Source organism: Piscinibacter sp. PDB1-1 (assembly GCF_056675995.1).
This window is the reverse complement of the sequence record NZ_JBWVZJ010000001.1, coordinates 98857-122877: the sequence shown is the minus strand read 5'-3', so window position 1 is coordinate 122877 and position 24021 is coordinate 98857. Positions and strand designations below refer to the sequence as shown.

23 protein-coding genes are annotated in these 24021 nt (G+C 66.1%); 9 read left to right on the top strand and 14 right to left on the bottom strand.

The genetic code is table 11. The features are described from left to right. Positions 1–26 precede the first annotated feature (26 nt). The 7 genes from AC1KAR_RS00545 to aptA form a co-directional block, all read right to left on the bottom strand. The gene (locus AC1KAR_RS00545) at positions 27–854 is read right to left on the bottom strand and encodes an ABC transporter permease (RefSeq protein ID WP_480313688.1); all 828 of its coding nucleotides are present in this window, start codon (positions 852–854) and stop codon (positions 27–29) included. Then, on the bottom strand, positions 851–1780 hold the full coding sequence (locus AC1KAR_RS00540) for an ABC transporter permease subunit (RefSeq protein ID WP_480313686.1): 930 nt from the start codon (positions 1778–1780) through the stop codon (positions 851–853). The genes AC1KAR_RS00545 and AC1KAR_RS00540 overlap by 4 nt, the downstream gene beginning before the upstream one ends. Then, positions 1777–2883 carry an ABC transporter ATP-binding protein gene (locus AC1KAR_RS00535; RefSeq protein ID WP_480313685.1) on the bottom strand — a complete coding sequence of 369 codons (1107 nt, stop codon included), beginning with the start codon at positions 2881–2883 and terminating at the stop codon, positions 1777–1779. The genes AC1KAR_RS00540 and AC1KAR_RS00535 overlap by 4 nt, the downstream gene beginning before the upstream one ends. Positions 2884–3064: 181 nt before the next feature. Beyond that, positions 3065–4438, bottom strand: a complete 1374-nt coding sequence (locus AC1KAR_RS00530) for an aspartate aminotransferase family protein (RefSeq protein WP_480313683.1) — start codon at positions 4436–4438, stop codon at positions 3065–3067. 124 nt (positions 4439–4562) lie between these two features. Continuing rightward, entirely contained in the window at positions 4563–5930 is a 1368-nt protein-coding gene (locus tag AC1KAR_RS00525) for a glutamine synthetase family protein (RefSeq protein ID WP_480313682.1), read from the bottom strand. 61 nt (positions 5931–5991) lie between these two features. Continuing rightward, the gene (locus AC1KAR_RS00520) at positions 5992–6789 is read right to left on the bottom strand and encodes a gamma-glutamyl-gamma-aminobutyrate hydrolase family protein (protein ID WP_480313681.1); all 798 of its coding nucleotides are present in this window, start codon (positions 6787–6789) and stop codon (positions 5992–5994) included. 133 nt (positions 6790–6922) lie between these two features. Further along, entirely contained in the window at positions 6923–8227 is a 1305-nt protein-coding gene (aptA, locus tag AC1KAR_RS00515; protein WP_480313679.1) for an omega-aminotransferase AptA, read from the bottom strand. Between the two features lie 414 nt (positions 8228–8641). Here aptA and aceA point away from each other — a divergent pair, with 414 nt between their 5' ends. Next, positions 8642–9958: an isocitrate lyase gene (gene aceA, locus AC1KAR_RS00510; protein WP_480313677.1), complete on the top strand. Its 1317-nt coding sequence runs from the start codon at positions 8642–8644 to the stop codon at positions 9956–9958. Positions 9959–10033: 75 nt separating this feature from the next. Here the strand turns inward: aceA and AC1KAR_RS00505 are convergent, their stop codons facing one another. The 4 genes from AC1KAR_RS00505 to AC1KAR_RS00490 form a co-directional block, all read right to left on the bottom strand. Further along, entirely contained in the window at positions 10034–10486 is a 453-nt protein-coding gene (locus tag AC1KAR_RS00505) for a DUF1850 domain-containing protein (protein WP_480313675.1), read from the bottom strand. A 6-nt stretch (positions 10487–10492) separates the two neighbouring features. Further along, positions 10493–12529, bottom strand: coding sequence for a TRAP transporter permease (locus AC1KAR_RS00500; protein ID WP_480313673.1), 2037 nt, complete (start codon positions 12527–12529; stop codon positions 10493–10495). 80 nt (positions 12530–12609) lie between these two features. Continuing rightward, the gene (locus AC1KAR_RS00495; protein WP_480313671.1) at positions 12610–13584 is read right to left on the bottom strand and encodes a TAXI family TRAP transporter solute-binding subunit; all 975 of its coding nucleotides are present in this window, start codon (positions 13582–13584) and stop codon (positions 12610–12612) included. Between the two features lie 129 nt (positions 13585–13713). Further along, positions 13714–14862: an iron-containing alcohol dehydrogenase gene (locus AC1KAR_RS00490; protein ID WP_480313669.1), complete on the bottom strand. Its 1149-nt coding sequence runs from the start codon at positions 14860–14862 to the stop codon at positions 13714–13716. 165 nt (positions 14863–15027) lie between these two features. Here AC1KAR_RS00490 and AC1KAR_RS00485 point away from each other — a divergent pair, with 165 nt between their 5' ends. Continuing rightward, on the top strand, positions 15028–15939 hold the full coding sequence (locus AC1KAR_RS00485) for an alpha/beta hydrolase (RefSeq protein ID WP_480317695.1): 912 nt from the start codon (positions 15028–15030) through the stop codon (positions 15937–15939). After that, on the top strand, positions 15936–16799 hold the full coding sequence (locus AC1KAR_RS00480; protein WP_480313667.1) for a YbgC/FadM family acyl-CoA thioesterase: 864 nt from the start codon (positions 15936–15938) through the stop codon (positions 16797–16799). Before AC1KAR_RS00485 ends, AC1KAR_RS00480 begins: the two co-directional genes overlap by 4 nt. 43 nt (positions 16800–16842) lie before the next feature. Here the strand turns inward: AC1KAR_RS00480 and AC1KAR_RS00475 are convergent, their stop codons facing one another. The 3 genes from AC1KAR_RS00475 to ygfZ are packed head-to-tail and all read right to left on the bottom strand — an operon-like array spanning position 16843 to position 19064. Next, positions 16843–17808 carry an NRDE family protein gene (locus tag AC1KAR_RS00475; protein WP_480313665.1) on the bottom strand — a complete coding sequence of 322 codons (966 nt, stop codon included), beginning with the start codon at positions 17806–17808 and terminating at the stop codon, positions 16843–16845. After that, a complete protein-coding gene (locus AC1KAR_RS00470) occupies positions 17796–18098 on the bottom strand; it encodes a DUF4936 family protein (RefSeq protein WP_480313663.1) in 303 nt (100 codons plus the stop codon). Before AC1KAR_RS00470 ends, AC1KAR_RS00475 begins: the two co-directional genes overlap by 13 nt. Positions 18099–18155: 57 nt before the next feature. Beyond that, complete coding sequence (gene ygfZ, locus AC1KAR_RS00465; RefSeq protein WP_480313661.1) at positions 18156–19064, bottom strand: CAF17-like 4Fe-4S cluster assembly/insertion protein YgfZ; 909 nt, start codon at positions 19062–19064, stop codon at positions 18156–18158. Positions 19065–19139: 75 nt separating this feature from the next. On the opposite strand from ygfZ, the gene mltG reads away from it, so the two are divergent. The 6 genes from mltG (at position 19140) to AC1KAR_RS00435 (ending at position 23485) form a co-directional block, all read left to right on the top strand. Beyond that, complete coding sequence (gene mltG / locus AC1KAR_RS00460; RefSeq protein WP_480317693.1) at positions 19140–20126, top strand: endolytic transglycosylase MltG; 987 nt, start codon at positions 19140–19142, stop codon at positions 20124–20126. Between the two features lie 5 nt (positions 20127–20131). Next, positions 20132–20743, top strand: a complete 612-nt coding sequence (tmk, locus tag AC1KAR_RS00455; RefSeq protein WP_480313659.1) for a dTMP kinase — start codon at positions 20132–20134, stop codon at positions 20741–20743. Beyond that, positions 20737–21786, top strand: a complete 1050-nt coding sequence (gene holB / locus AC1KAR_RS00450; RefSeq protein ID WP_480313657.1) for a DNA polymerase III subunit delta' — start codon at positions 20737–20739, stop codon at positions 21784–21786. The genes tmk and holB overlap by 7 nt, the downstream gene beginning before the upstream one ends. Then, positions 21783–22187: a PilZ domain-containing protein gene (locus tag AC1KAR_RS00445; RefSeq protein WP_480313655.1), complete on the top strand. Its 405-nt coding sequence runs from the start codon at positions 21783–21785 to the stop codon at positions 22185–22187. Before holB ends, AC1KAR_RS00445 begins: the two co-directional genes overlap by 4 nt. Positions 22188–22248: 61 nt before the next feature. After that, complete coding sequence (locus tag AC1KAR_RS00440) at positions 22249–23049, top strand: TatD family hydrolase (RefSeq protein WP_480313653.1); 801 nt, start codon at positions 22249–22251, stop codon at positions 23047–23049. A 208-nt stretch (positions 23050–23257) separates the two neighbouring features. Then, a complete protein-coding gene (locus AC1KAR_RS00435) occupies positions 23258–23485 on the top strand; it encodes a hypothetical protein (protein WP_480313651.1) in 228 nt (75 codons plus the stop codon). The last annotated feature ends 536 nt before the right edge of the window (positions 23486–24021 follow it).

Genomic DNA, 24021 nt, shown 5'->3' with positions numbered 1-24021 from the left:
GGGCGCGATCCCAGGTGAATGGCCCTTCAGCCGCGGGCTGCCTCGGCCATTTCGCGGGCGCGACGGCGCTCGTTGCGCGCGATCCAGAGGCTGGCAGCGACCACCCCGATCGAGACGACCAGCACGATGAGGGTGGCCACCGCGTTCACGCTCGGGTTCAGGCCGAGTCGTGCGCGCGAGAAGATCACCAATGGCAAGGTGGTCGAGCCGGGCCCCGAGAGAAAGGCCGAGAGCACCACGTCATCGAGCGAGAGCGTGAAGGTGAGCAGCCAGGCCGAGAGCAGGGCCTGCCCGATCATGGGCAGCGTGACCAGATAGAACACCTGCCAGGGGCGCGCCCCGAGATCGAGCGCGGCTTCTTCAAGCTGCGGGTTCAGGTCGGTCAGGCGCGCCTGAATGACCACTGTGGCGTAGGCCATGCCCAGCAGCAGGTGGCCGAGCCAGATGGTGAGCATGCCCCGTTCGGGGAAGCCAAGCACCCGCTGGACGGACACGAGCATCAACAACAGCGACAGGCCGACGATCACCTCGGGCATCACCAGCGGCGCGTTGACCATGCCCGAGAACAGGGTGCGGCCACCGAAGCGGCGGTACTTGACCAGCGTGAAGGCCGCGAGCGTGCCGAGAACGACGGCGGTGGTCGCGGTGAGAAACGCGATCTTCAGCGAGAGCCAGAAGCCACTCAGGATCTCGCCGTCGGCGGCCAGCTTGGTGTACCAGTTCAGCGTGAAGCCTCGCCACACGTTGGGCACGGGCGAGTCGTTGAACGAGAAGACGACCAGCGCCACGATGGGCAGGTACAGGAAGACGAAACCCGCGAGCAGCCAGCCCCGGCCAAACCATGCCGTCTTCACTTGCGGCCCTCCTGCGCCTCGGCCTGGTACTTGTTGAAGATCGCCAGCGGCACGAGGATCAGCAGCACCATGATCACGGCCACGGTCGATGCCATGGGCCAGTCGTTGTTGCTGAAGAACTCGTCCCACATCACACGGCCGATCGTCAGCGTCTGCGGCCCGCCGAGCAGCTCTGGGATGACGTATTCGCCCACGCACGGGATGAACACCAGCATGCTGCCGGCAATGATGCCGGCCTTGGACAGCGGCACCGTCACCTTCCAGAAGGCCACCCAGGCGGTGGCGCCCAGGTCGGACGCGGCTTCGAGCAGGCGCAGGTCCATTTTGGCGAGGTTGGAGTACAGGGGCAGGATCATGAAGGGCAAGTAGGTGTAGGTCATGCCCAGCACCAGCGAGAAGGGCGTGTTCATCAGCTGCCCGGCAGCCGGGATGAGGCCCAGCGATACCAGCACGCGATCGAGGCCGATGCCGGTGATGGCGCTGTGGACCCAGCCGTTGTCGGTGAGCAACCCTTTCCAGGCATAAACGCGCAGCAGGAAGGACGTCCAGAACGGCAGCATCACCAGCATCAGCAGCGCAGGTTGCACCGTGGGCTTGGCGCGCGCCATGAAGTAGGCGAAGGGGTAGCCGATGAACAGGCACAGCACGGTCGTGACGGCTGCGTACTTGATGCTGGAGAGGTAGGTCTCGAAGTACAGGTCGTCCTGCACCACGAAGATGTAGTTGCTCAGGCGCAGCGAGAGTTGCAGGACCCCGTCGCTCCAGGTGGTGAGGTCCTTGAAGCCCACGGTCTCCATCTCGGAGACGCTGATCTTCATCACGATCAGGAACGGCAGCAGGAAGAACACCAGCAGCCACACGTAGGGAATGCCGATCACGGCCACGCGGCCGCGAGCGAGGGAGCGCAGTCGGTCTGTGAGGCTCATGCCGTGAGCACCACCTGAGCGGTGGGTGTCCAGCAGGCCCATGCGGTGTCTCCCCAGGTCAGGGCCGTCTCGTGGTGCCGCTCGGTGTTGCTCTGGCTCACCTTGAGCACCTGGCCGCTGGGCAGCGCGAGGTGGTAGACGGTGTAGCTGCCGAAGTACGACATGTCCTTGATGGTGCCGCGCGCATGGTTGTGCGGGCCGCTGGGCTCGGTGGACTGCAGTCGGATCTTCTCGGGTCGCACGGCCACGGTGACGGGCATGCCCTCGGTGCCGGTGATGCCGTGGCCCACGTAGTGCACACAGTCGGCACAGGTCACGACCACGTGATCGGGCTGGTCGCTCGTCAGCGTGCCGTCCATCAGGTTCACGTTGCCGATGAAGTCCGCCACGAAGCGGGTGGCCGGCGTCTCGTAGATCTCGCTGGGCGTGCCGACCTGCAGGAAGCGGCCTTCGCTCATCACCGCGATGCGCGAGGCCATGGTCATGGCTTCTTCCTGGTCGTGCGTGACCATCACGCAGGTCACGCCCACGTTCTCGATGATGTTGACGAGCTCGATCTGCGTTTCCTCGCGCAGCTTCTTGTCGAGCGCGCCCAGCGGCTCGTCGAGCAAGAGGAGTTGCGGCTTCTTGGCCAGGCTGCGGGCCAGCGCCACGCGCTGCTGCTGGCCACCCGAGAGCTGATGTGGCTTGCGCTTGGCGAACTTGGAGAGCTGCACCAGCTTGAGCATGGCCTCGACTTGCGTGGCGATCTGATCGGCCGGCAGGCCGTCGCGCTTCAGGCCGAAGGCGATGTTGTCCCACACCGTGAGGTGCGGGAAGAGCGCGTAGCTCTGAAACATCATGTTCAGCGGCCGCACGTGCGGTGCCATCCCGGCAAGGTCCTGGCCGTTCAGGACGATCTGCCCCGAGGTCGGCGTCTCGAAACCCGCCAGCATGCGCAAGAGCGTGGTCTTGCCGCAGCCCGAGGAGCCCAGCAGCGCGAAGATCTCGCCCTTGGCGATGTCGATGCTGACGTTGTTGACGGCCCGATGGGCGCCGAAATCTTTGACCACATCGCGGATCTGCAGAAAGGCAGACGCAGCAGGTGCAGAGGTGTTGTTCATTTCAGGTGAGGGTGGGCCCGGCGGCCGGCTGTTCTGACCACGGCCGCAGACTTTAATGGATGCATCTTTCAAGCCACCCAGGCAGGTGCGCCGCCGGCCGAGCCGTTTGGCGGAACTTCTGGGCAACAGGCGCGATTTTCCATGGAGTCAGCACCCCACCCGGGCCGGGCGCGGCCGAGCGTCAGTGCCAGCCGCGTTGCCTGAGTTCAGCCAGCGTCAGGTCGAGACACTTGCGGATCAGGCTTGCCATCTCGTCGATCTGCGCGGTGGTCATCACCAGAGGCGGAGCGACGATCATGCGGTCGCCCACGGCGCGCATGATCAGGCCGTTGCCGAAGCAGTGCGCACGGCAGAGCATGCCCACCTCCAGCGCGCTGTCGAACGTCAGGCCGGTGGCCTTGTCCTTCACGATCTGCAGCGCGCCCATCATTCCGCAGGTCTGCGCCTCGCCGATGAGCGGGTGCTCGGCCAGTTCGGCAAAGCGGCGGGCGAGGTGCGGCCCCAGTTCCTCGCGTACCCGCTCCACCAGCCGCTCGCGCTGGATCAGCTTGATGTTCGCCACCGCCACCGCACAGGCCACCGGGTGGCCCGAGTAGGTGTAGCCGTGCGTGAACTCACCGCCCTGGTCGATGAGGGCGCGCGCCACGCGCTCGCCCACCATCACGCCGCCAAGCGGGATGTAGCCCGAGCTCACGCCTTTGGCGAAGGTCATCAGGTCAGGCTTGTAGCCGAGCGTCTCGCAACCGAACCAGTTGCCGGTGCGGCCGAACCCGGTGATCACCTCGTCCGATACCAGCAAGATGCCGTACTGATCGCAGATGCGCTGGATCTCCGGCCAGTAGGAGGCGGGCGGCACGATCACGCCGCCGGCGCCCTGGATGGGCTCTCCGATGAAAGCGGCCACGCGGTCACCGCCGATCTCGGTGATCTTGGCTTCGAGCGCGCGTGCGGCCTTGAGCCCGAAGTCCTCGCGGCTCAGGCTGCGGTCGCTCTCGAACCAGAACGGCTGCTCGATGTGCACGATGTCGGGGATCGGCAAGCCGCCTTGCTCGTGCATCCCGCTCATGCCGCCGAGCGATGCGCCGGCCATGGTGGAGCCGTGGTACGCGTTGTGCCGGCTGATGATCACATTGCGCTGCGGCTGGCCCTGCAGATCCCAGTAGCGGCGCACCATGCGCACGATGGTGTCATTGCCCTCCGAGCCCGAGCCGCTGAAGAACACGTGCTTGAACTGCGGTGGCGTCACCTCCGCCAGCAACTCCGCCAGCTCGATGGCCGGCGGCGTGGCGGTCTGGAAGAACGAGTTGTAGAAGGGCAGGATTTCGAGCTGCTTCGTGGCGGCGTCGATCAGCTCACGCTGCCCGTACCCCACGTTCACGCACCACAGGCCGCTCATCGCGTCGAGGATCTTGTGGCCCTCGCTGTCCCAGAGGTAGATGTTGTCGGCGCGCGTGATGATGCGCGAGCCCTTGGCCGAGAGCGATTTGAAGTCGGTGAAGGGGTGGAGGTAGTGCGCGGCGTCGGCGGCCTGAAGGTCTTTGGTGGTGCGGGTCATGTGAGTTGTCCTGCGACGAATGGGTCTGGGCGTCGATACCTCGGCCTGAGCGGGTGGTTGTGCGCGAGGGTCTTCAAACACTCCCTGGCCGCTCAGGCGGAGGTATCGAAGCCCGGTTCAGATCTCACACATGCAGCAGCAGATGCTCCCGCTCCCATGGCGAGATCACCTTCATGAACTCCTCGTGCTCGATGTCCTTGATCTCCGAATAGACGGTGATGAACTGCTTGCCCAGCACGTCGTGCAGATCCTTCTCGTCGTCGAGCCAGCCCAGCGCCTCGGACAGCGAACGCGGGAGCTGGTATTCGGACAGGTAGGCGTCGCCCTTGAACTCGGGCGAGGGCTCGATGCGGTTCTTCATGCCCAGGTAGCCGCAGGCGAGCGTGGCGGCCAGCGCGACGTAGGGGTTGGCGTCGGCGCCGATCACGCGGTTCTCGATGCGGCGTGCGGCGGGCGATGCCACCGGCGAACGGATGCCTACCGTGCGGTTGTCGGTGCCCCACTGGATGTTGATCGGCGCGGCCATCGAGCGCGCGAGGCGGCGGTACGAGTTGACGTAGGGCGCAAAGAGCGCCATCGCGGCCGGCGTGTACTTCTGCAGGCCGCCGATGTACCAGTAGAACTCCTTGCTCGGGCTGCCGTCGGCGTTGCTGAAGATGTTCTGGCCGCTGCCTTGCTGCACCACGCTCTGGTGAACGTGCATGGCGCTGCCCGGTTCGTTGGCCATCGGTTTGGCCATGAAGGTGGCGTACATCTCGTGGCGCAGCGCGGTCTCGCGGATGGTGCGCTTGAAGAAGAACACCTCGTCGGCCAACCCCAGCGGGTGGGCGTGGAAGAAGTTGATCTCCATCTGCCCCGCACCCACCTCGTGGATGAGGGTGTCGACGTTCAGTTCCATCTGCTCGCAGTACGCGTAGAGGTCTTCGAACAGCGGGTCGAACTCGTTCACCGCGTCGATGGAGTAAGCCTGCCGCGAGGTCTCGGCCCGGCCGCTGCGACCCTTGGGCGGGCGCAGCGGCGTGTTGGGGTCGGAGTTGCGCTCGACAAGATAGAACTCCAGTTCGGGCGCGACCACCGGCAACCAGCCTTCGGCGGCGTAGAGGTCGCAGATGCGCCGCAACACCGAACGCGGCGCGTAGGGGATCAGGTTGCCGTGGCGGTCGAAGCAGTCGTGGATCACCTGTGCGGTCGGGTCCACGGCCCAGGGCACGATGCGCACCGTGCTCGGGTCCGGACGCAGGTGCATGTCGCGGTCGGTGGCGTGGATGACGTCGTAGTACGGGCCTTCTTCGGGGAACTCACCCGTCACGCCAATGGCGACGATGGCCTCGGGCAGGCGCATGCCGCGGTCTTCGGTGAACTTTTCTCGGGGGAGGATCTTGCCGCGCGCCACGCCGGTGAGGTCGGGCACCAGGCATTCGATCTCCGTCACCCGCCGTTCGTTGAGCCATTGCTCCAGGTCGCTGAAGCTGAAGTTCTTCTGTTCCACCATGGGACACCTGTCTGAGTTGCGGGCCAGGGGGCGGCACTGGCGGGTTCGCCCGAAGGCGGCGCTATCGATCAGGGTCTTGGTGGCGCTCCCGGTGACGGTCTCGGAAGGACATGCAGGCGGCTCCGAACGCCTTGAACAGGCGCAGCGAAACCGGGTTTTCGGCCGCGCGCCACTCAGGGTGCCACTGCACGCAGAGGTTGAAGCCTTGGGCGGACGGCAGCGAAAACGCTTCGACCAGCCCATCAGGGGCGCGCGCCTCGACACGCAGGCCTGGCGCCAGGTCGCGAACGCCCTGTCCGTGCGCGGTGTTCACCTTGAACTCCGTCTGCTCGACGATGCTGTCCAGTGCGCCACCGGCCACGACGATCACGTCGTGCGCAAAGCCGTACTGATCGTCGGGTGTCTTGTCGGTGATGCCGCGGTGATCATGCTGGCCGGGAATCTCCTGCACCGCCTGGTACAGGCTGCCCCCGAGCGCCACGTTGGCCTCCTGGAACCCGCGGCAGATGGCAAACAGCGGGATACCGCGCGCCAGCGCCCGAGGTATCAGCGGCAGCACCCAGGCGTCGCGGTCGCGGTCGAGGGGGAGGGTGGTGTCGTACACCTCTTCGCCGAAGTGGCTGGGGTGCACGTTGGAGGGTGATCCGGTGAGCAGCACGCCATCGGCGTGGTCGAGTAGTTCGTCGACTTCAGTTGCGTGCACGAAGGGCACGACGAGCGGCAGGCAACCCGCGAGGCGAACGGCGTCGATGTACTTCTTGCCCGCCACATGGAACGGGTGGGCTCCGATCATGCGGTTGCAGGCGGGGATCAAAACCACCGGCTTTCGGGCCGGCACACTGGCTGTCGTGGCGTTCATTGGGCTTGCTGCGCTTCGGTTCTTGGCCGGCGCACTGGGCTTTTCTGTATACCGTTTCCTGAGCAATCAGTGTGCCTAGCTGATTCGTGAAGTCAACCTCGTCATTGCGTCGTTCAGGGGCATACGCCTCAGATCACGCTGCGCGCTTGATCGCATCGGACACGGTGCCGATGATCTGGTCGATGTGCTTGTTCTCGATGATGAGCGGGGGCGAGAGCGCGATCGTGTCGCCGGTGGTGCGGATCAGCACGCCCTTCTCCCAGCAGTCGAGGAACACCGAGAAGGCGCGCTTGCCCGGCTCACCCGCGATGGGTTGGAGTTCGATGCCGCCGACGAGACCGATGTTTCGCACATCCACCACGTTCGGCAGCTCGCGCAGCGAATGCACGGCGTTCTCGAACGCAGGCGCCATCTGCGCGCCGCGTGTGAGCAACCCTTCTTCGGCGAAGGTATCGAGCGTGCCCAGGGCCGCCGCGCAGGCCAGCGGGTGGCCCGAGTAGGTGTAGCCGTGAAAGAACTCGATGAGGTGCTCCGGCCCGGTCATGAAGGTGTCGTGGATCTTCTGGCTCGCGAACACCGCGCCCATGGGAACGCAGCCGTTGGTCAGGCCCTTGGCCGTGGTCATCAGGTCGGGCGTCACGCCGAAGTGCGTGGCGGCGAAAGCCGAGCCGAGCCGCCCGAACCCTGTGATGACCTCGTCGAAGATCAGCAGGATGCCGTGCTTGTCGCAGATCGCGCGCAGCCGCTCCAGGTAGCCCCTGGGCGGCACCAGCACGCCCGTGGAGCCCGCCACCGGCTCGACGATCACCGCGGCAATGGTCGATGCGTCATGCAGGGCGACCAGGCGCTCCAGGTCGTCGGCGAGTTCGGCGCCGTGCTCGGGCTGGCCACGGCTGAAGGCGTTGCGCGCGTCGTGCGTGTGGCGGATGTGGTCCACGCCTGAGAGCATCGTGCCGAACATCTTGCGGTTGGCCACCATGCCACCGACCGAGATGCCACCGAAGTTGACGCCGTGGTAACCGCGTTCACGGCCGATGAGGCGTGTGCGCGAGCCTTCGCCGCGGGCGCGGTGGTAGGCGAGCGCCATCTTGAGGGCCGTATCCACCGATTCGGAGCCCGAGTTCGTGTAGAACACCTTGTTCATGCCGGGCGGTGCGAGCTGCACCAGGCGCTCTGCCAGCTCGAACTGCTTGGGGTGGCCCATGTTGAACGGCGGCCCGAAGTCGAGCTCGCCCGCCTGTTGGCGGATGGCCTCGACGATCCTTGGGCGCGAGTGCCCGGCGTTGACACACCACAGGCCGGCCACCGCATCGAGCACCTGGCGGCCTTCGGGCGTCCAGAAATGCATGCCTTCGGCGCGCGACACGAGGCGCGGAGCTTGCTTGAACTGCCTGTTGGCGGTGAAGGGCATCCAGTAGGCCGCGAGCTTGTCGTTCATCGAAGGCTCCTTAGTGGGTGGCATTGATATGTCGGATGAATATTAATCCGCCGTTTCGGTTGAAGGTTGAATGAATCGAGGCGGATGCGAATCATCGTACGACGCGCCTGCGTGAGCCGTCGGGTGACTTGGCAATTCCATCGCTGCAGCGCTGGCGTGATCCGATGGCTTCCACATAGAAGAAAGCTCGTTTCACAATGCAAGAGAGGTGCGTGCTGCGCTGCGGCAATTTCTTCCGTATGAGAGAACTTGCTTTCACATACAGAAAAATGAACCCTAAGTCTTTGATTTAATTGAATGTGCGTTTATGTCTTATATAAGACATAAGTCTTCCCCTTTTTGGATTGCACGGCTATCCTTCTTCACCAGATTTCTTCGTTTCGTTCCTTCTCTCTCAAACCTCTGGAGTTCGACATGACCACTCTGACCCGTGAGCAACAAATCGCCGCCCTCGAAAAGGACTGGGCCACCAACCCGCGCTGGAAGGGCGTGAAGCGCGGCTACACCGCTGCCGACGTGGTGCGCCTGCGCGGCAGCCTGCAGCCCGAGTACACGCTGGCCAAGCGCGGCGCTGAAACGCTGTGGGCCAAGGTCAACGGCGGCGCCAAGAAGGGTTACGTCAATGCCTTCGGTGCCATCACCGCCGGCCAGGCCATGCAGCAAGCCAAGGCGGGCCTCGAGGCCGTCTACCTGTCGGGCTGGCAAGTCGCCGCCGACGGCAACACCTCCGAAACCATGTACCCCGACCAGTCGCTCTATGCGTACGACTCGGTGCCCACCATGGTTCGCCGCATCAACAACACGTTCAAGCGCGCTGACGAGATCCAGTGGTCGCGTGGCGTGGGCCCTGGCGACAAGGAATTCGTCGACTACTTCCTGCCCATCGTGGCTGACGCGGAAGCCGGTTTCGGCGGCGTGCTGAACGCCTTCGAACTGATGAAGAACATGATTGCCGCGGGCGCTGCCGGCGTGCACTTCGAAGACCAGCTGGCTGCCGTGAAGAAGTGCGGTCACATGGGCGGCAAGGTGCTCGTGCCGACGCAAGAAGCCTGCGAGAAGCTGATCTCGGCTCGTTTCGCCGCTGACGTCATGGGCGTGTCGACCATCGTTCTGGCCCGTACCGACGCTGAAGCTGCGAACCTGATCACCAGCGACCACGACGCGAACGACAAGCCGTTCCTGACCGGCGAGCGCACGCAAGAAGGCTTCTACCGCGTGAAGAACGGCCTCGAGCAAGCCATCAGCCGCGGTGTCGCCTACGCTCCCTACGCCGACCTGGTGTGGTGCGAAACCGGCACGCCGGACATCGGCTTCGCCCGTGAGTTCGCGCAAGCCGTGCACGCCAAGTGCCCGGGCAAGCTGCTGTCGTACAACTGCTCGCCGTCGTTCAACTGGAAGAAGAACCTCGACGACAAGGCCATCGCCGAGTTCCAGCAGAAGCTGTCGGACCTGGGCTACAAGTACCAGTTCATCACCCTGGCTGGCATCCACATCAACTGGTACAACACCTTCGAATTCGCCCATGCTTACGCCCGCGGCGAAGGCATGAAGCACTACACCGACATGGTGCAAGAGAAGGAATTCGCAGCGCGCGAAAAGGGCTACACCTTCGTGTCGCACCAGCAGGAAGTGGGCGCCGGTTACTTCGACGACGTCACCACCGTGATCCAGGGCGGTTCGTCCTCGGTGAAGGCGCTGACCGGCTCGACCGAAGAAGAGCAGTTCCACTGAGATCGACGTTGCGCGGCAGGGCCACGGCCTTGCCGCACAGCGCAGAACCCGGGGCCGCAAGGCACCCGGGTTTTTTCATTTCTGGCCGGAGGCTCCAGGTTGCTCTGATGCTCCCGCTTTGTCGGGAGCGCTTGTGCAATCGGTGACTGCGGTCACCTCGCCGTCTAGCGGCAACCAACGTGTGAGCGGGGCGCACTGGCCGCCGACGCAGAGCCGGTAGTCGGGTGTGAAGGTCGAGCGCGTGAGGCTCAAGGCCTGCTGCCAGCGCAAGGCGGGCCGGTATCGCCAGCCGCCCGGGATCCGCCGAGCGTCGTCCGGCACGTCCATGCCGGCGCCGTTGCCGCGGATGCGGGCCTCTTCGAGCAGCAGCCAGCCGCCGGCCACGAGGTAGTCTTCTTCCCAGTCGATCTTTTCGATCGAATGCATCCACACCAACGTGAAGCGGCCGTCGGGCAGGGGAACGCGCTGCGGCTGTGGTTGCGGCGAAGCCGAGAGCGCGGCCCACAGGCACAACACCGCCGGCGCCATGAAGGCTCAGCCCGAGCGGCTTCGCAGTGCCGCGTGCCGGCGGGACTTCCATACGTGCCACGCCGTGATCGCAACGGCGAGCGCGAAGCCGATCTCGTCGGTGCTCGGCACTGAGGCGATCAGCATCGCCGCCGCCACGAACGCGATGGCCCGCTCCGCCAGACTCAGCTTGTCGAACCAGTAGCCGATGGCGGTACCGCCCCAGAGCCAGATGCACACCAGCGCCTTGAACACGATGTAGGCCACGCCCAGCAGTGTCCAGTCGCCTTGCAGCATGAGCTGCGGGTCGTACACCGCGAGGTAGGGCACGATGAAGCCGGCGATGGCGATGCGCACCGCCTGCACCCCGATGCGTGTGCCGGTCTCACGCGCGATGGGCGCCGCGGCGAACGCTGCCAATGCCACCGGCGGCGTGAGATCGGCCAGGATGCCGAAGTAGAAGACGAACATGTGCGACACCAGCAGCGGCACGCCCAGCTTGAGCAGCGCGGGTGCAGCGAGCGAGCTGGTGATGATGTAGTTCGGGATGGTCGGGATGCCCATGCCGAGCACGAGGCAGACCACCATCGTGAGCATCAGGCTGAGCATCAGGCTCTTCTCGCCCAGGCCGATGATGTAGCCCGCGAAGGTGGTGGCCGAGCCAGTGAGGGCGAGCACGCCGATGATCACGCCCACCAGCGCGCAGGCCACGCCCACGGGGATGGCGTGGCGCGCCCCTTCGGCCAGCGCGCCGAGCGCGACGCGCAAGGTGTCGCGCCCGCCGCGGGCCACGAAAAGCAGGACGGTCATCACGGCGAGCAAGACCATCACCGCCCCGATGCCGAACTTGAAGAAGCCCGAGCAGGCGCTGCCGATGGCGATCCAGATCAGCACGCGCATGCCCAGGGGCCCGACCGTGCGCGTGAGCGACGCACCGAAGATCAGCACCACCGTCAGCGCCAGGCCCACCAGCCCCGAGAAGAGCGGCGTGTACCCGGCAAACAGCAACCACACCAGCATGCCCAACGGCAGCAGCAGGTACCAGCGTTTGCGCACGGCGGCCCAGGGGTCGGGGATCTCGTCCTTGGGCATGCCGTGCAAGCCCAGGCGGCCGGCCTCCAGGTGAACCATCATGAAGACAGTGACGAAATACAGTAGGGCCGGGATGATGGCGGCCTTGCAGATCTCCACGTAGGGCACGCCGATCGTCTCGGCCATGATGAACGCCACGGCGCCCATCACCGGCGGCATGATCTGGCCGCCCATGCTGGAGGTAGCCTCCACGCCGCCCGCGAACGCCGACTTGTAGCCGAAGCGCTTCATCAACGGGATGGTGAACTGGCCGGTGGTCACCACATTGGCCACACCCGAACCGTTGATCGTGCCCATCAGGCCCGAGGACACCACCGCCACCTTGGCCGGGCCGCCGCGCGTGTGGCCGAACATGCCGAGCGCGAAATCGGTGAAGAGCGAGATCATGCCGGCCTGTTCAAGAAAGGCGCCAAACAGGATGAACAGGAAGATGTACGTCGACGAAACGTAAGTTGGCGTGCCGTACACCCCTTCGGTGCCGAAGCTGAGTTGCGAGACGATCTGGTCGATGCCGTACCCGCGATGCGCCAGCGCTCCAGGCAGGTACTGACCGAAGAGGCCGAAGAGCAAGAAGCCCAGGCAGATCACCGGCAGCGCCAGGCCGAGCGTGCGCCGCGCGGCTTCGAACACCAGCACCAGTACGACCACGCCAACGACCATGTCGGATTGCGTGAGTTCGCCCGAGCGCTGGATCAGATCGGCCTCGAACACCCATTGGTACACGCCGGTGGCCATGGCCGCGGCGCCCAGCAGCCAGCCCGCCCAGCGTTGCCGCAGCGGCGGGTACATCACGAACACCATCAGCAGCAAGAAGCCCACGTGCATGGCGCGCACGACGATGCTCGACAAGGGGCTGAAGGCCGCCGTGATCACCTGGAAGGTCGAGAACAGGACCGCCACGGCGAAGATGGCGCCCACCAGTGGCTGGGCGGTGTGCGGTTCGTCTGCAGGCGGAGCGGGGTTCGGGCTCATGGGAGGCACCTCGGGCGAGCATCATGCAAAACGGGCCGCGATAGCGGCCCGGGGGGAGGGGCGTCAGTTCAGCGAGCCAGTCACTTCAGCAAGCCCACCTCTTTGTAGTAGCGCTCGGCGCCCGGGTGCAGCGGGGCCGGCGGGGCCTTGGCGGCTTCTTCCTTTGCGATGCCTTTGGCGGCCGAGTGGGCGGCGACCATGGTGTCGAGGTTGTCGAAGAGCGCCTTGGTCATCGCATAGACCAGATCGGCCGGCACGCCCTCGTGCGTGACGAGGAAGTTCTTGATGGCGATTGTGGGCACCGCGCTCGTCTGGCCCGTGTACGTGTTGGCCGGCAGGGTGGTCGGCTGGTAGGCCGCATCACCGATCTTGGCGGTGACGTCGGCCGGCACCGGCACGATCACGATCTTCACGGCGCTGGCCAGGTCGCGGATCGACGCCACGCCGACACCGGCCGATTGCAGCGTGACGTCGAGCTGGCGGTTCTTCATCAGGTCGACCGATTCGCCGAACGGCAGGTACTCGACCTTCGCGAAATCGCCATAGCTCAGGCCCGCAGCCTTGAGCACCGCGCGGGCGTTGAGTTCGGTGCCCGACTTGGCGGCGCCCACCGAAATGCGCTTGCCCTTGAGGTCGGCCAGGGTCTTGATGCCCGAGTCTGCGGTGGCCACGATCTGGATGTAGTTGGCGTAGATGCCGGCCAGGGTGCGCAGCTTGGTCAGCGGTGCCTTGAACCCGGCTTCGGCGTCGCCCTTCCAGGCGTCGGAGAGCGAATCTCCCAGCGAGAAGGCCACTTCGCCGCGGCCCGCCTGCAGCAGGTTGAGGTTCTCGGCCGAGGCCTTGGTGGCCTGGGCGCTGGTCTTCACGTCAGGGATGGCCTTGGCGTAGATCTGGCTGAGGGCCACGCCCAACGGGTAGTACACACCGCTCTGGCCGCCCGTCAACACGTTGATGAACTTGCCTTGGGCCTGTGCGAGCGGCGTGAGCGCCAGCAGGGGCGCGCCGAGTACCAGGGTGCGTCGCAGGGCGGAAGGGTTGGTGTCGATCGGGTGCATGGTGTCTCCTTTGTGGGGTCGGTTCGCGCTGCCACCGCTCCGGGTCGGGGCGCGTAGGCGGCGGGTCGTTTACCCTACTGCGCCCAGGCATGCCCGGGCATCCGTAGTCCCCACACACCATCTCGGAGTTCACATCGACGCCGCGATCATCTCCCGGTACTCCGCTTCGGTGGCGACGCGCGGGTTGGTCTTGTGGCAGTGATCCTTCATCGCGCCTTCGATGATGCGGTCGCAGAGATCCTCGGTGACACCCATCGCACGCAGGCCCGAGGGCAGGCCCAGGCGTTGATTCAGGTCGCGCAACGCCTCGGCCAATTCGGTGCCTTGGCTGTCGCACGACCCGATGCCGATGGCGTGCGCCATGCGTTGCAAGCGTTGCTCCTTCTGGATCGATTCGGCCCCCGCGTTGAACTTGACCACTGCGGGCAGGAACATCGCGTTCAGCGTGCCGTGGTGCAGTTTCGGGTTGGCGCCACCCAGGCTGTGGCTGAGCGAGTGCACGGCGCCCAGGCCCTTCTGAAACGCCATCGCGCCCTGCATGCTGGCCGACATCATGTTCCAGCGCGCCTCACGGTCGCCGCCGTTCTCGGTGGCTCGCACGATGTGCTTCCAGCCGCGTTCCAGGCCGTCGAGGGCGATGCCGTCTGCGGGTGGGTTGATGGCCGGGGCCATGAAGGTCTCCATGCAATGTGCAATAGCGTCCATGCCGGTGGCGGCCGTCAGGAAGGCTGGCAGCCCCAGCGTGAGCTCCGGGTCGCAGATGGCGGCGCGTGGCACCAGGCCCCAGTTGTGAAAGCCGAGCTTGCGGCCATCGTCGACGATCACGATCGCACCGCGCGCCACCTCGCTGCCGGTGCCGGCGGTGGTGGGCACGGCGATCAGCGGCGCCACGGCGTCGGTGATCCTCGTGCTGCCGCCTTCGATGGTGGCGTAGGTCTTCATCGGCCCCGGGTGCGTGGCGGCGATGGCCACGCCCTTGGCCAGGTCGATGCTCGAGCCGCCGCCGACGGCGATCAGGCCGTCGCAACCTTCGGCCTGGTAGACATCGACCGCGGCTCGCACGGCAGCTTCGGTCGGGTTGAAGGGTGTCTGGTCGAACACCGCGTGCGGCAGCTTGCCGAGTGCGGCCAGCGCACGATCGAGTACGCCTGCCGCGCGCACGCCTGCGTCGGTCACCACCAGCGGTTTGCGAATGCCGACGCGCTCGCACTCCTGCGGCAGCAGCGAGACGGCGCCGAAGTCGAGATGAATCTGCGTGAGGTAGTTGATGAATGCCATGGGTGGGGGCGCAGTGCGCATCAGCCGTGTGGGAGCCCATCAGTATGCTCTGGCACACTGCCCGCTGCATTGGTACATGCCCATTGCCACATCGCCTCGGCACACGCTGCCTTGGCACCCACAGCCCGGTGGCCTTTCGTGAACGACCCGCTCCTGACTCCTTCCATGCGCAGCGTGCTCACCCGCATCGCTCGCGCCGGCGCCACGCCGATGCACCAGATGCCGCCACAGGCGGCGCGCCAGATGTACACGATGGTGTCCGAGGTGCTCGACCTGCCACGCGCTGCGCTCGCGCGCGTCGAAGAGCTGACCATCGCCGCCGCAGACGGCACCCCATTGCCAGCACGCCTGTACGCCCCGAGCACCGAGCGCCTGCCGGTGCTGCTGTACCTGCACGGCGGCGGCTTCACCATCGGCAACCTCGAAACGCACGACAGCCTGTGCCGCCAACTGGCGCTGCGAAGCGACGCGGCGGTCGTGTCGCTCGACTACCGGCTCGCGCCCGAGCACCGGTTCCCGACGGCGGTCGATGACGCATGGGCCGCGATGAAGTGGCTGCGGGCCGAGGCCCATGCGCTCGGCCTCGATGGCTCGCGGCTCGCGGTGGGAGGCGACAGCGCCGGCGGTACGCTGGCTGCGGTGAGCGCCTTGCATGCGCTCGACACCGGCATCCCTCTGGCCCTGCAATTGCTCATCACGCCCGGCACGACGGCGCACCAGGACACGCCCTCGCACACGCGCTTCGCCAAGGGCTACCTGCTCGAGGCTGAAGGCATCTCCTGGTTCTTCGACCATTACATCCCGCGTGAGCAGCGCACCGACTGGCGTTTTGCGCCACTGCTGCGCGATGCAGTCGAGGGCGTGGCGCCCGCCTGCGTGATCCTGGCCGAGTGCGACCCGCTGGTCGACGAAGGCGTCGCCTATGCCGACAAGCTGCGTGCGGCGGGCGTGCCGGTCGCGCTCGAGTTGTACCGCGGGGTCACGCACGATTTCATCAAGATGGGCCGATCGTTGCCCGAGGCTACGGCGGCCCTGGATGCCGCCGCGGCCGCCCTCAAAGAAGCATTCAGCACATGAAACGAAGCGAGTTCCGATTTGCAGAGCGCCTGCGCGTGCGCTGGGCCGAAGTCGACATGCAGAAGATCGTCTTCAACGGCCACTACCTGCTGTATTTCGACACTGCGGTCGGCGGCTACTGGCGCGCCATGGCCATGCCCTACGGCCAGACCATGCAGTACCTGGGCGGCGATCTCTTCGTGCGCAAGGCCACTGTCGAGTACGAAGGCTCGGCGCGCTACGACGACCTGCTCGACATCGGCGTGCGCTGCGGCCGCATCGGCAACTCGTCGATGGTCTTCAACTGCGCCGTGTTCAAGCAAGAACAGATGCTGGTCAGCGGTGAACTGGTCTACGTGTTCGCCGACCCCATCACGCAAACCTCAAAGCCTGTGCCGCAGGAGCTGCGCGACCTGCTGCAGGCCTTCGAGGCCGGCAAGCCGATGGTCGACGTGCGCGTGGGCGCCTGGGGCGAACTGGAGCGCGACGCGCGCAGCATTCGCACCGCGGTGTTCATCGAAGAGCAGGGCATCCCGATGCAGATGGAGTGGGACGAGGCCGACCCCGACCCGGGTTGCGTGCATGCGGTGGCCTACAACCGCTTCGGCATGCCCTTGGCCACCGGCCGGTTGATGGAGCACGTGCCCGGCGTGGCCAAGATCGGCCGCATGGCAGTTGCGCAGACCATGCGCAGCAGCGGCGTGGGCCGCGCGGTGCTCGATGCGCTCATGAAGACGGCGCGCGACAACGGCTACCGGGAGGCGGTGCTGCACGCGCAGACCTCGGCCGAATCCTTTTACGCCCGGGCCGGTTTTGTGCCGCGGGGCGTGGTGTTCGAAGAGGTCGGCATCCCGCACATCGAGATGGTGCGAAGCCTCTGATCCGGCTCACTGCAGGCGCCTGGCCCGCGCCCGGCAGTGGTCGTCAATAGACGGTGATCGGCGCTCCGCGCTTGCGGCGCGAGCCTTCCGGCTTGAGCAGGCTGCGCACGCGGGTCTTGCGAGCGGCAGGCGGGTCCCCCGCGCGGTCTTCGCTTTCGGTGACGGCGCCTTGCATCACCGCCTCGGCCGGTGTCTCTTCGGTGTAACGCGGTGGCCAGTCCTTGAGCGTCGAGCGGCGAAGCAGGGCCATGCCGCCCGAGGCGCTGTACGTGCGCTCCAGCACATGCGTGACCATGCGCTTGCTCACGCGCTCGGTCACGATCAAGGTGCTGCAACGCGTGCCATAGGCCTGGTCTGGCGTGCGGATGAACGCGGGCGACAGCGCGCGCTCCAGTTCGCGCGGGATGCCGGTCGAGGGCAGGTGCTGATCCGGCGTCACGGTGCGGTCGCCGAGTGCCTCGAAGAGACGCGCGATGAGATCGTCGGTCGATTCGCTGGCCTCGATGGCCTCGCGCATGTCGTCCTTGAGCGCGACGACCTTGGGCCAGGGTGTGTCGAGCGATGCGTTGGACAAACCGTACAGGCCGCGTTCAAGGCGCATCGGGTGCGCGTGGTTGTTCGAGGCCCAGAAGCATTCGCCGCGTTGGAAATCGGCCGCGAGCAAATTGAAGCCGTTGTAGCCCGACAGCGCGGTGTGCATCCAGAAACGATCAGGGGTCAGGTCGCCGGCCAGCCAGCGCGGCACGATGCCACCGCGTGAGGGCGCGCTGCCATCCTTGTTGCCGGGTTCCCGCACATTGGTGACGAGCGCGAGGCGGCCCTGCGTCGTCAGGCCGAGCCAGGTGCCACCGGCTTCGAGATCACGCCCGCCGAGGATGTCGGGCAGGCCCGCGCCGGGCGACCACCAGCCGAGCCGGGCTGCCGGGCGACGGTAGAACTCATCGCGGTTGGTGGCCAGCACCAGCGGGAAACGGCGTGACTGATCGAGGGCGATGGCTACGAGGCACATGCGACGAAGCTTTCAATGTGGCGAGGGCCGTGAATCAGCGTGGCGAGTGTCGCCGCGGCTGCTGATTCGATCTCGTGTTGCAGAGACTCGCAAATGCCTTGTGGGCGTGCGGGCGCAGCGTAGATTTCCATCCAGGTGTGCATACCGTCTGCCGCGTCGGGGCGGCGCAAGAGCCGGGCCTGCAGGCCCGGTGTCCGCTCTTGCAGATCAGCTTGCAGAGCGAGCACCGCATCGCGCAGAACGCTGGCGTTTTCTATCGTCGCTCGATAGTAGATGAACAGTTCGCGCACGATGGTTCACAAACAGGGTGGGGTGTGAACTGTTGCCGCGGATGGGCGCTGCCGTTCTCAGGCGGCCTCGATCGGCACGGTGTATGGCATCTCGGCCTGGTGCATGCGCGGGCCGTCGGGCGTGCCCAGGTGCAGGCTGCCGCCGCCCAGGGCCGAGAGCTTCATCTCGACTAACGCGCTTTGGGCAGCGGCATTGGCCACCAAGCCCGCCGGCTGTGACGGGTCGGCGCTGTGGAAAACCTCCTGGCCGGCGCTGGCCTGGGCCTCACTGCTGAACAGGAAGGTACGCCGCTTGATGGTGCCGCGGTACTGGCTGCGCGCCACGATCTCTTGCCCGGGGTAGCAACCTTTCTTGAAGTCGACGCCGCCGATCAGTTCGTAATTGAGCATCTGCGGCACGAACTGGTCGACCGTGGCGGCTTCGATCGTCACCACGCCGCTTGCGACTTCGCTCCAGCGCCAGGCGGCCGCATCGAGCGCGGGCAGGGCGGGCGCCGGGGTGTCGAGCGGCGCGGCCCACAGGTAGCGGGCAACGCCTGCGGCGTCGGGCAGGCGGATGATGTCGGCGCCATCGCGGGTCGAGTGGGACCACACCGATGCGGCGCCTGCATAGGCAGTTGCCGAGGCGCCCGCCAAACCGAGCAGGCGCCATTCGGTGCTCGCATCGCTGAGCTTGCACTTGGAGCGCAGCACGAACATCGACAGGCGCTTCAGCGTGGGGGCGAGCAGATCGGCGCTACAGATCAGAAGGATGTCGTCGTCCGAGCGCTTCCAGCCGATGAAGCTCGCGAGCAGCCGGCCCTTGGCCGAGCAGTAGCCGGCGAGCCGCGCCTGGGTGCCGTCGAGCAGCACGAAATCGTTGGTGAGCTGGCCATGCAGGAAGCTCGCCGCATCGGCGCCCTGGGCACGGATCACGCCCCAGCGGGGCAGCGGCGCAGCGCCGTCGAGAGGGTAGGGGGTCGTCATGCGCCGATTATCATCAGCCCCCATGTGCCAACTGCCTACAGGGGTGATGCGCCCCCGGGCCGCCCGACGATGATGATGAAGCTTCTGCGCCGCCTGCTGTTGCTGGCCGTGCTGGCTGCGGTGGGGGTGGCAGCAGCAACGATGTGGTGGCTCGAACGGCCGCTCGATCTCGCCGGCAACTCGGTCGAGGTCTCCATCGAACCCAAGACGTCTCCGCGCGATGTGGCCCAGGCCTGGGTGCAAGCGGGCGTGCGTTCGGACCCGCGCCTTCTGTATGAATGGTTTCGCTGGTCGGGCCAGGCCCGCAAGATCCGCGCGGGCAGCTACGAGATCGAGCGGGGCATCACCCCGCGTGGCCTGCTCGACAAGATGGTGCGTGGCGATGAGGTCATGGCCACCGTGCGGCTCATCGAGGGCTGGACCTTCAAGCAATTCCGCGCCGAACTGGCCAAGGCGCCTGACCTTAAACAGGTGACCGCCCAGTTCACCGAAGCCGAGGTGATGACGGCCATCGGCGCCCCGGGCGTTGCAGCCGAGGGCCGCTTCTACCCAGACACCTACGCCTTCAGCAAGGGCGTGAGCGACGTCGTCGTACTCAAGCGCGCCTACCGCGCGATGCAAAAGCAACTGGAGGCCGCCTGGGCCGAGCGCGCCGCCAACACACCGCTGCGCAGCGCCGACGAGGCGTTGACGCTCGCCTCCATCGTCGAGAAGGAAACCGGCGCGGCCAAGGACCGAGGCCTGGTGGCCGGCGTGTTCGTGAACCGCCTGCGCATCGGCATGCCCTTGCAGACCGACCCGACCGTGATTTACGGCCTGGGCGAGCGATTCGACGGCAACCTGCGCAAGAAAGACCTGCTCGCCGACACGCCCTACAACACCTACACCCGAGGCGGGCTGCCACCCACGCCAATCTCGATGCCCGGCCGTGCATCGCTCTTTGCGGCGGTGCGGCCCGACGTGACCAAGGCGCTGTACTTCGTGGCACGGGGCGACGGCAGCAGCCATTTCAGCGATTCGCTCACCGAGCACAATCGCGCCGTCAATCAATACCAGAAGTGACGGCCATGCCAGGGCGATTCATCAGCTTCGAAGGCATCGACGGCGCGGGCAAGTCGACGCACATCGACGCCCTGGCCGAGCGCCTCCGCGCGCGTGGCGAGCAGGTCGTGTGCACCCGTGAGCCGGGCGGCACGCCGCTGGCCGAATCGTTGCGCGAGCAGGTGCTGCACACGGCCATGGACCCGCTCACCGAAGTCTTGCTGGTCTTTGCGGCGCGGCACGATCACATCCGACAGGTGATTGCGCCGGCGCTCACGCAAGGGCACACCGTGCTGTGCGATCGCTTCACCGATGCCACCTTTGCGTATCAGGGTGGCGGCCGCGGTTTCGACCTGGGCGTACTTGCCACTCTCGAAGGCTGGGTTCAGCAGGGGCTGCAACCCGCGCTGACCTTCTGGTTCGACCTGCCCGCCGAGACGGCCGCCGATCGCCGCGCCGCAGCACGTGCGCCCGATCGTTTCGAGCAGCTCGACGTCGCCTTCTTCAACCGCGTGCGCGAGGGCTACGCCGCTCGCCAGCGCGCGGCGCCTGAGCGCTTTGCTCGGCTCGATGCGTCACAGACGCGCGAGCAAGTCTGGTCGCAGATCGCAGCGGCCATGGAGCAGCGCGGGTGGTAGGCCCCGACGGCGCATTGCCGCTGCCCTGGCTTGCGGCACCTCTCGAAGAGGCATTGCGCAACCAGCGAGGGCACGCCCTGCTGATCCACGGCCCACAAGGTATCGGCCAGTTCGAGCTTGCACTCACGCTGGCGCAGGCCTGGTTGTGCGACACCGAACCGACAGGCCAACCTTGCGGCACCTGCGCCAGTTGCCGGCTGGTGCAGGCCCATTCGCACCCCGACCTGCTGGTGTTGTTGCCCGAGGCGCTGGTCGAATCCCTCGGCTGGGCCGCAGCGGGCGACGAATCAGGCGAGGGCGGCGAGACCAAGGCATCGAAGGCCAAGCCCAGCAAGGAAATCAAGGTCGAGGCCGTGCGCGCGGCAGTTGGATTCGCGCAGAGCACCTCATCGCGCGGGCGGCGCAAGGTGGTGCTGATCCACCCGGCCGAGCGCATGAACGCCATCGCAGCCAACACCTTGCTCAAGACACTCGAAGAGCCGCCCGGCGATGCGCGTTTCGTACTGAGTTGCGGCGCGCCGGACGATCTGTTGCCAACGATCCGCAGCCGTTGCCAGGCCGTACCGATGGCATTGCCCGATACCGACGTGGCCGTGAAATGGCTGGCCCAGCATCAGGTTGCGCAACCGGCGGTTCTGCTTGCCGCGGCCGGTGGTCAGCCCCTGGAGGCGCTGGAGTGGGTGCGCGACGGGCTCGATGCCGTCGCCTGGACGCGCCTGCCCCGGCAGCTTGCGGCCGGCGAGGCGGCGGGTCTGTCGTCATGGCCGCTGCCACGCCTTCTCGACGCGATGAACAAGCTCTGCCATGACGCCATGTGCATCGCCAACGGAGCAACGCCTCGTTACTTTCCGCAGGCGTCGATGCCGGGCGGTGCGAAGCTCCCGGCGCTGGTGGCCTGGTCGCGAGAGTTGCGCCAGGCCCTCAGGCATGCCGAGCATCCGTGGAATTTGCCCGTGATGGTGGAATCCTTGGTACTTCAGGCCCGTCAGGCCCTTGCGGAACCCGCCTCGCGCAAGGCCCCTTCTGTACACTCGGCGCGATGAGCGAAGCCTCCGCCAGCCCCATTCGTACAGCCGGCAACGCGCCTGCAACCGGTGCAGGCGGGGCGCGGCCGAGCGTCATTCAGCTGGTGTTTCGCGAAAAGGGCGCGCTTTACGCCGCCTACATCCCGGTCTTTGCCGACGGCGGCCTGTTCGTGCCGACCACGCGCGAGTACAAGCTGGGCGAAGACATCTACCTGCTGCTCTCGCTGCCCGACGACCCGCAGCGCTACCCGGTGGCAGGCAAGGTGGCCTGGATCACCCCGGTCAACGCCTCGGGCGGTCGCACGCAAGGCGTGGGGGTCCGGTTCCCGGCCGACGACAAGACCCGACTGCTCAAGCTGAAGATCGAAGAGATCCTCGGCACGTCGATCGCATCGGCCAAGCCGACACAGACGATCTGACCGCGTGGCGGCCCCGGCTCGGCTGCGCCACGTTTGCGTCAGCCTGCCGGACAATCCCCGGATGTACGTCGACTCCCACTGCCACCTGAGCTTTCCTGAGCTGAAGGCAAAGCTCCCTGAGATCCGCGCGGCCATGGCCGCAGCGCAGGTCGACCGCGCGCTGTGCATCTGCACCACCCTTGAAGAGTTCGACGAGGTCCACGGCCTCGCAATGAGCTACGACAACTTCTGGGCCACGGTCGGCGTCCACCCCGACAACGAAGACGTGCGCGAGCCCAGCAGTGCCGACCTGATCGAGCTGTCCAAACGGCCGCGCGTGGTGGGCCTTGGCGAAACCGGCCTCGACTACTACCGCCTCAACGGCCGCAGCGTGGCCGACATGGCCTGGCAGCGAGATCGCTTTCGCGCGCACATCCATGCCTCCAAGGCAACCGGTCTGCCGCTGGTGATCCACACGCGCAGCGCGTCGGACGACACCATCGGCATCCTGAAGGAAGAGGGCGCCGGCAACGGTGTCTTTCACTGCTTCACCGAGACCATGGCTGTGGCGCGTGCGGCGCTCGACCTCGGCTTCTACATCTCGTTCTCCGGCATCCTGACGTTCAAGAACGCGGCCGACTTGCGCGAGGTGGCCAGCTATGTGCCCCTCGACCGCTGCCTCATCGAGACCGACAGCCCCTACCTCGCGCCCGTGCCCCATCGCGGCAAGACCAACAGCCCGGCCTTCGTGCCCTTCGTTGCGCAGCAGATCGCGCAGCTCAAGGGGTGCAGCGCGGAGCAGATCGGCGACCAGACGAGCCGCAACTTCGAGCGGCTGTTTCCGCTCATTCGAGGGGCCCAAATTGATACTGAAAATGCGTGAAATATGACCTCACGTAAAACATTACGTAGTGTCTCTAAGTTGATGTCGTCATTGGTTTTTATATCAGGGCGCCTTGGTCACCGAAGGGGCTCGCACTGACACGTTTGTCAGGGAAATTCCGACCCCTGCTTTGGTGCCCGGACGACTGCCCCTGGAATGAGGCGACGCCTACATTGAATGCACCAACCACAGTTCTTTGGAGCTGACCATGCAGACCGCTGAGATCCTGTCGAACCCGTTCGCGCTGATGATGAATCCGGCCGAAGTCGTCCAGGCCATGGAGCGCTCGACGCGCCTCGACCGACTGCAACGCCGCGTCTGCCGCCCGCTGGACAAGCCTCTGATTGCCCGCAAGGAAGGGTCGGTCATCGACGCAGGCGAATACGACCGCGCGATCGATGCAGAGAACGAGAGCGATGAAGGCTTGATGCCCTGATCTGACCAGACGGCACCGGTTCTCTCCGAGCCGGTGCTATCAGTGAGGCGTCGTGAGACGCCGCTGCGCTGTTGGGCTTGTCGCCCGCCGCAGTTCACTGTTGCGGCAAACCAAGTTGCAGCAACACTGCCCAAGCACTGGCCACCATCTACTCCCGGGCCGCGCCCGAAGCCTTGCTCCCTTGCGGTGCCCAGCGTAGCGATTGCGCGCCTAGATGGGGCTTTCGCGCACCAAAACAGGTGAGCGCTGATACCTCGCGGAGTACGGTGTTCGTGCGCTGCTCCGGTGTCGCGCCCCGTTCCCGAGGGCGCAGCCCCGAAGCACGAGCGGGCACAGACCTTGCGAACTGACTGCCGTCCGCAGTAACGGTGCTGTGGACTCGTTTGAGCCTCCGCTGATGACGGCGGAACCCTGACCCAGGTGTCGCATTCGCGCGCCCAGGTGAGGTTCCAACCCATTTCGTTCGCCCTTTCGGTCCGGAGACGGACCTTACCCGGGTGGGCCGAGGCGCAGTGTCCCTGCACAGCTCCGTTGCC